Raw genomic sequence first — 6,229 nt, forward strand, 5'->3', positions numbered from 1 at the left:
GGGGTATATATGGAAAAAAGTATAGGATTCATAGGCTGTGGAAATATGGCGCAGGCTATGATTACAGGAATTGTGACTTCAAAAATAGTTAAGGGGAAAAATGTATTTGTAAGCGATAGAGATGAAGAAAAATTAAAATATATAAAAGACAATTTTAATGTGAACACTTCAAAATCTAATGAAGAAGTAGCAGAGAAGTCCGATATAATTATCTTGGCAGTTAAACCAAATAAATATGGAGAGGTAATAGAGGGAATAAAGGATTATGTAAAAAAAGATGTAATAATAGTTGTTATAGGAGCGGGAATAACCATAGATTATGTAGAAGAATCTTTTAAAAAGAAATTAAAAGTAATTAGAACTATGCCAAATACTCCTGCTTTAGTAGGGGAAGGTATGAGTGCCATATGCTATAATGAATTAGTTGAGGAATATGATTTAAAAGTTGTAGTAGATATATTTAAAAGTTTTGGTAAAGTAGAAATTATAGAAGAAAATCTTATGGATGCAATACCAGCTATAAGTGGTTCTTCACCAGCCTATGTGTATATGTTTATAGAAGCTTTAGCAGATGGAGCGGTATTAGATGGTGTTCCTAGAGATAAAGCATATAAAATGGCAGCACAATCTGTATTAGGAGCTGCAAAAATGGTATTAGAAACAGGCGAACATCCAGGAGAGTTAAAAGATAGGGTTTGTTCACCAGCAGGAACTACAATAGAGGCAGTATACTCTTTAGAAAAAAATAATTTTAGAGGGACTGTAATGGAAGCAATGAGAAAATGTACTGATAAAACTAGGGAAATGTCTAAAAGAAATTAAATGCTAAGTATGGGAAAAAGAGCTATATCAAAATGATTTAAAATCATTTTGATATAGCTCTTTCTTTATTGGATTCATCTAAATCAACATCTTTTTCAGAGGAAGTATTTTTATTATTTGAATTTAAATAATTTGTAAAATACACTCCTATTAAAATGGTTATAGAACCAATTATATGATACCAATATATTTTTTCATCTAAGAAAAGAACCCCAGCCAATATAGAAATTACAGTAGACAAATTAGAGAAAACTGCACATTTAGAAGCTTCTAAGTAACATAGAGAAAAATTTACAAATAAAAAGGCTATAACAGAAGATAGTATTCCTAAAAAAAGTAAAGGTATTAGAAAATCTTTGTTATACAATAAATGAAAATAATTGCTAAAATCATTATCTTTAATGTGAGTAATAATGGAAATAAAATTAAAAGTTACAGCACCTACTCCCATCATAAAATAAGTAGTTTCTATAGGAGTAAAAGTAGAGGAAACTTTTCTTGAAAGAACATGATAAAAAGAACCACAGATTATGGCTCCAAGCAAAAGAAAAGTGCCTAATAATGAGTTTCCAGAATCACTATTCTTATCCATAATTACTATAAAAATAACGCCTATAACAGATAAAATAATAAAAAACCATTGTTTTTTAGAAGGAATTTCTTTTAAGATATATACAGCCACTATAGATGAAATTATAGGTATAAGGGCTGTTAAAATACCAGCCTGGGAAGATGTAGATAGTTTAAGTCCATAGGTTTCAAAAATAAAATAACCTATAGGTTGCATTAAAACCAGAAAAAAAAGTCCTTTAATATCCTTGTTTTCATAATTTATTTTCAAGATTTTAGAAAATATTAAAATAGACATAAAAATAAAAGCTAATAGAAACCTAAAGGCTATTAGCTGAAAAGGGGTAGCAAAAATTAAAGCTTTTTTAGTAAATAAAAAGCTTAATCCAAAAATTACAGAATAAGAAATTGCAGTAATAGTTGCTAATACTTTGGTATTAATCATAAAAACCTCCTTGTTATAGAATATTCTAAAAACTATTCTATAGCAAAACAGGAATATTATCAATGAGAACCTTTTTATTTAATGAACAGCTAACAATGGACAATGAATAATGAACAACTAATAATTTAAGTGGATTTTCTTCCGCGGTGCTACAGAAAATCTTTAATTTTATTTTGTAGGCTCGGTTGCTTCGCTGAACATCGCTTATTTAGTTAAGAACTGCTTAATATATAAATCATACAATTAAAATTTTTTTAGAATGCCAGTGGAGAAAAGATATCCATAGTTGTTCATTATTCGCTGTTAATTATAAGTAGTTTTCCCATTCATTATAAAGTTCTTCTAGAGATTTTTCTATATTTAATATTTTTAAGTTTATATCCTGAGCTTTATCAGGATTAGAATAAACCTCTTCTAAACATAACTCTTCTTGGAGTTTTAACAATTCATTTTCTTTAGAAGAAATTAGTTCTTCTATATTTTTAGCTTTCATTTTAATTTGTTTTTGTTCTTTTTCGGCCTCACGCTTCTTTTTTTTCTCCATTTTAATTTGAGTTTTAGTCATACCTTCATTTTCTTCTAAAGCTTCAAATCTAGAAGGATTTTTCTTCTTTTCTATATAGTAGTTGTAGTTACCTAAATACTCTTTGATTTCATCTTTTTTTAACTCATATATTTTATCAATAACTTTATTTAAAAAATATCTATCGTGAGAAATTACAAGTACGGTTCCGTCATAATTTACTATAGCATCCTCTAAAGCTTCTCTAGATACTATATCTAAATGATTTGTAGGCTCATCTAGAAGTAAAAAGTTAGCCTTAGATAACATTAATTTTAAAAGATTTATCCTACATTTTTCTCCACCGCTAAGCTTAGATATTTCTTTGAATACATCATCTCCAGTAAATAAAAATGAAGCTAGGGCATTTCTTACTTCTGTAGTTGTCATATTAGGGAAATCGTCCCAAACCTCATCTATTATAGTTTTATTAGGATTCAGATCAGACTGTTCTTGATCATAATATCCTATAAATACATTCCTACCCAATACTTTAGTACCATTGTCAGCGGGTATTTCATCCATTATCATTTTAAAAAGAGTAGTTTTACCACGACCATTTTCACCTACTAGGGCAGATCTGTCACCTCTTTTTATATCCAAATTAATATTATGGAAAAGTTCTACCTCATCAAAGCTTTTGGATAAATCTTCTATATAAAGAACATCACTACCACTTTTAATAGAGGCTTTAAATTTAATTTTTGCACTACTAGAATCTACCGTGGGCTTATCTATTTTCTCCATTTTATCTAAAGCCTTTTGTCTACTTTCTGCAGCCCGTATACTTTTTTCTCTATTAAAAGATCTATATCTTTCTATAATTTCTTCTTGTCTTTTTATTTCGGATTGCTGAATTGAGTAAGCTTTTAGTTGAGCTTCATAATCTTTCTTTTTAAATTCTATAAATTTTGTATAATTTCCATCAAAGGATTTAAGATGATTGTTAGAGATTTCCATAGTTTTATTAGTAACAGAATCTAAAAAGTATCTGTCGTGTGAAATTATTATCATGGTTCCTTTATGGTTTTTCAAGTATTCTTCTAGCCATTCTATAGCATCTAAGTCTAAATGGTTTGTAGGTTCATCTAATAATAGTATATCTGGATTTATAAGCAATAATTTACACAAAGCTAATCGAGTTTTTTGACCTCCACTTAATATATTGACAGGGGTATCAAAATCGCTTTCTTCAAATCCTAATCCAGTTAAAACTTTATTAATCTCGCCTTTGTATGTATATCCTCCTCTTAGCGTGTATGTTTCAACAGCAGTTGTGTAATTCTTAATGATTTTATCATGATACTCTGCATTAGAAGAATCATAAGGTTCATTCATTTTCTCTTCTAAATCAGCTATTTTCTCTTCTAAGTCCATAAGACTTTTAAATACGTATAACATTTCGTTATATATAGTTTTGGAAGATTCTATGGAATAATGCTGAGGAAGATAGCCGATTTTTTTATTTTTTTCCACAAAAATTTCTCCGCCATCATGATCTAATTTATTAGCTAATATTTTTAATAATGTAGATTTTCCAGAACCATTAGGGCCTATCAAGCCTACTTTCTCAGTATCTTTTATGTTAAAAGATATACTATGTAAAATACTATCTATACCATAACTTTTAGTAAGATTTTTACAACTTAAAATAATCATTTGTTTATTCACCCCTTATCTATAATATTCTACTATGTAAAAATAAAATTTTGTAGAGGTATTTTAAATTTGTTATAATATAGATAGTATGAAATTATATATTGTGATAAAATATATAATCAATGGCTACTAATTATAAAAATATAGTATTAAACTTAAGAGGTGAACTATGGACAAGAAAAGAAATATTTCTATGGCAGTTATAAAGAGATTACCTAAATATCATAGGTATTTAGAAGAGCTGTTAAGAAATGAAGTGGATAGGATTTCCTCTAAGGAACTTAGCAAAAAGATAGGATTTACAGCATCGCAAATAAGGCAAGATTTTAATTGTTTTGGTGATTTTGGGCAGCAAGGATACGGATATAACGTAAAGGAGCTTCATGCTCAAATAAGTAATATACTAGGATTAACCAAAGAGTATAGATGTATCATACTAGGCGGAGGTAACATAGGGCAGGCAATAGCTAATTATAATAAGTTTGAAAAACTTGGATTTAGGTTAGAAGCTATTTTTGATATAAACCCTAAACTAGTAGGCTTGAAGATAAGAGATATAGAGATAAAAGATATAGATACTTTAGAAGATTACCTAAAAGAAAACAATGTAGATGTTGGAATTATATGTGTTCCTAGTAGAAGTGCTCAAAAGGTATGCGACATTTTAACTAGAAATAATGTAAAGGGAATATGGAATTTTGCTCCTGTAGATCTAAAGGTTCCAGAGGGAGTTTTTACTGAGAATGTACATTTAAGTGAGAACTTACTAACGTTAAGTTATTTGATGAATGAACAAGAGGAATAGACGTTAAATAAAAGTAAGGGTACTTGTTATAAATTCAACAAGTGCCTTCTTTTTGTTTTATTTTTTTAATTTATTATAAATTTAGTAAAAGTTTATATTGAAAATAAAACAGATAGAGTATATAATTGTATTTAAGAAAAGGGATTTATTTTTTTTGAGTGTATTTGTTATAATATTAACAAATAATTAATTTAATAAATAATAGATGATTGTAAAATCCCAAAGTTATTTGTTAAAAATTATTTAAAGTAGGGAGGAAAATTATACTATGGATTTTAAAAATCTTATCCTTGAAAAGGATGGTAAAATAGCGGTTTTAACAATTAATAGACCTGATGCTCTAAACGCTTTAAATAGTGAACTGCTAAAAGAACTAGATTATGCTATTGACTGTCTAGCAGAAGATGATGAAGTATTAGCAGTAGTACTTACAGGAGCAGGAAAAGCTTTTGTAGCTGGTGCGGATATAGGAGAGATGAAAGATCTTACTGTAAGTGAAGGTAGAAAATTTGGAGTACTTGGAAATAGAGTATTCAGAAAGTTGGAAACCTTAGAAAAACCAGTTATTGCAGCAGTAAATGGATTCGCTTTAGGCGGAGGTTGTGAAATATCCATGGCTTGTGATATAAGAATTGCTTCTGAAAAGGCTAAATTTGGACAACCGGAAGTTGGGCTAGGAATAACCCCTGGATTTGGTGGAACTCAAAGGTTACCTAGATTAGTTGGACCAGCAGTAGCCAAAGAATTAATATATACAGCAGATATAATTGGTGCAGAAGAGGCATTAAGAATAGGATTAATTAATAAGATAGTAGAAAAGGATGAACTTTTAGATAAAGCTAAAGAAATGGCTAATAAGATAGCTAATAATGCTCCTATAGCTATAAAACTATGTAAGTCAGCTATAAACAGAGGAGTACAATGTGATATAGATACAGGGATAGCTTTTGAAGCAGAAGTATTTGGAGAATGCTTCTCTACAGAAGACCAAAAAGAAGGTATGACAGCATTTCTTGAAAAAAGAAAAGATAAATGCTTCAAAAATAGATAGGAGGTAAGAATAAATGAATTTTGCATTAACTAGAGAACAAGAATTTGTAAGACAAATGGTAAGAGAGTTTGCTGAAACAGAAGTAAAGCCAATTGCCGCAGAAATTGATGAAACAGAAAGATTTCCTATGGAAAACGTAGAAAAGATGGCTAAACTTGGTATGATGGGTATTCCAATACCAAAAGAATATGGTGGAGCAGGTGGAGATGTATTATCCTACATCATAGCTGTAGAAGAATTATCAAAAGTATGTGGAACAACAGGAGTTATAGTATCAGCACATACATCTCTTTGTGCAAGCTTAATATATGAACA

General features: G+C 29.2%; 6 protein-coding genes. 4 read left to right on the top strand and 2 right to left on the bottom strand.

The features are described 5' to 3' along the window. Window positions 1–9 precede the first annotated feature (9 nt). Complete coding sequence (gene proC / locus B5D21_RS05585) at window positions 10–822, top strand: pyrroline-5-carboxylate reductase (protein ID WP_011100558.1); 813 nt, start codon at window positions 10–12, stop codon at window positions 820–822. 43 nt (window positions 823–865) lie between these two features. On the opposite strand, the gene B5D21_RS05590 is transcribed toward proC, so the two are convergent. Further along, window positions 866–1,837, bottom strand: coding sequence for a DMT family transporter (locus B5D21_RS05590; protein ID WP_035124772.1), 972 nt, complete (start codon window positions 1,835–1,837; stop codon window positions 866–868). Window positions 1,838–2,144: 307 nt separating this feature from the next. Further along, window positions 2,145–4,058, bottom strand: coding sequence for an ABC-F family ATP-binding cassette domain-containing protein (locus B5D21_RS05595; protein ID WP_035124769.1), 1,914 nt, complete (start codon window positions 4,056–4,058; stop codon window positions 2,145–2,147). A gap of 169 nt (window positions 4,059–4,227) precedes the next feature. Between B5D21_RS05595 and B5D21_RS05600 the strand changes: the two genes are divergently transcribed. The 3 genes from B5D21_RS05600 to B5D21_RS05610 all read left to right on the top strand — a co-directional run. Continuing rightward, entirely contained in the window at window positions 4,228–4,863 is a 636-nt protein-coding gene (locus B5D21_RS05600; RefSeq protein WP_011100555.1) for a redox-sensing transcriptional repressor Rex, read from the top strand. A gap of 268 nt (window positions 4,864–5,131) precedes the next feature. Then, window positions 5,132–5,914: a short-chain-enoyl-CoA hydratase gene (locus B5D21_RS05605; protein WP_011100554.1), complete on the top strand. Its 783-nt coding sequence runs from the start codon at window positions 5,132–5,134 to the stop codon at window positions 5,912–5,914. Window positions 5,915–5,927: 13 nt separating this feature from the next. Further along, window positions 5,928–6,229, top strand: a 302-nt coding sequence (locus B5D21_RS05610; RefSeq protein WP_200809738.1) for an acyl-CoA dehydrogenase family protein, incomplete at its 3' end; no start/stop codon positions are given.

The organism is Clostridium tetani (genome assembly GCF_900167265.1).
Taxonomy (GTDB): domain Bacteria; phylum Bacillota; class Clostridia; order Clostridiales; family Clostridiaceae; genus Clostridium_G; species Clostridium_G tetani.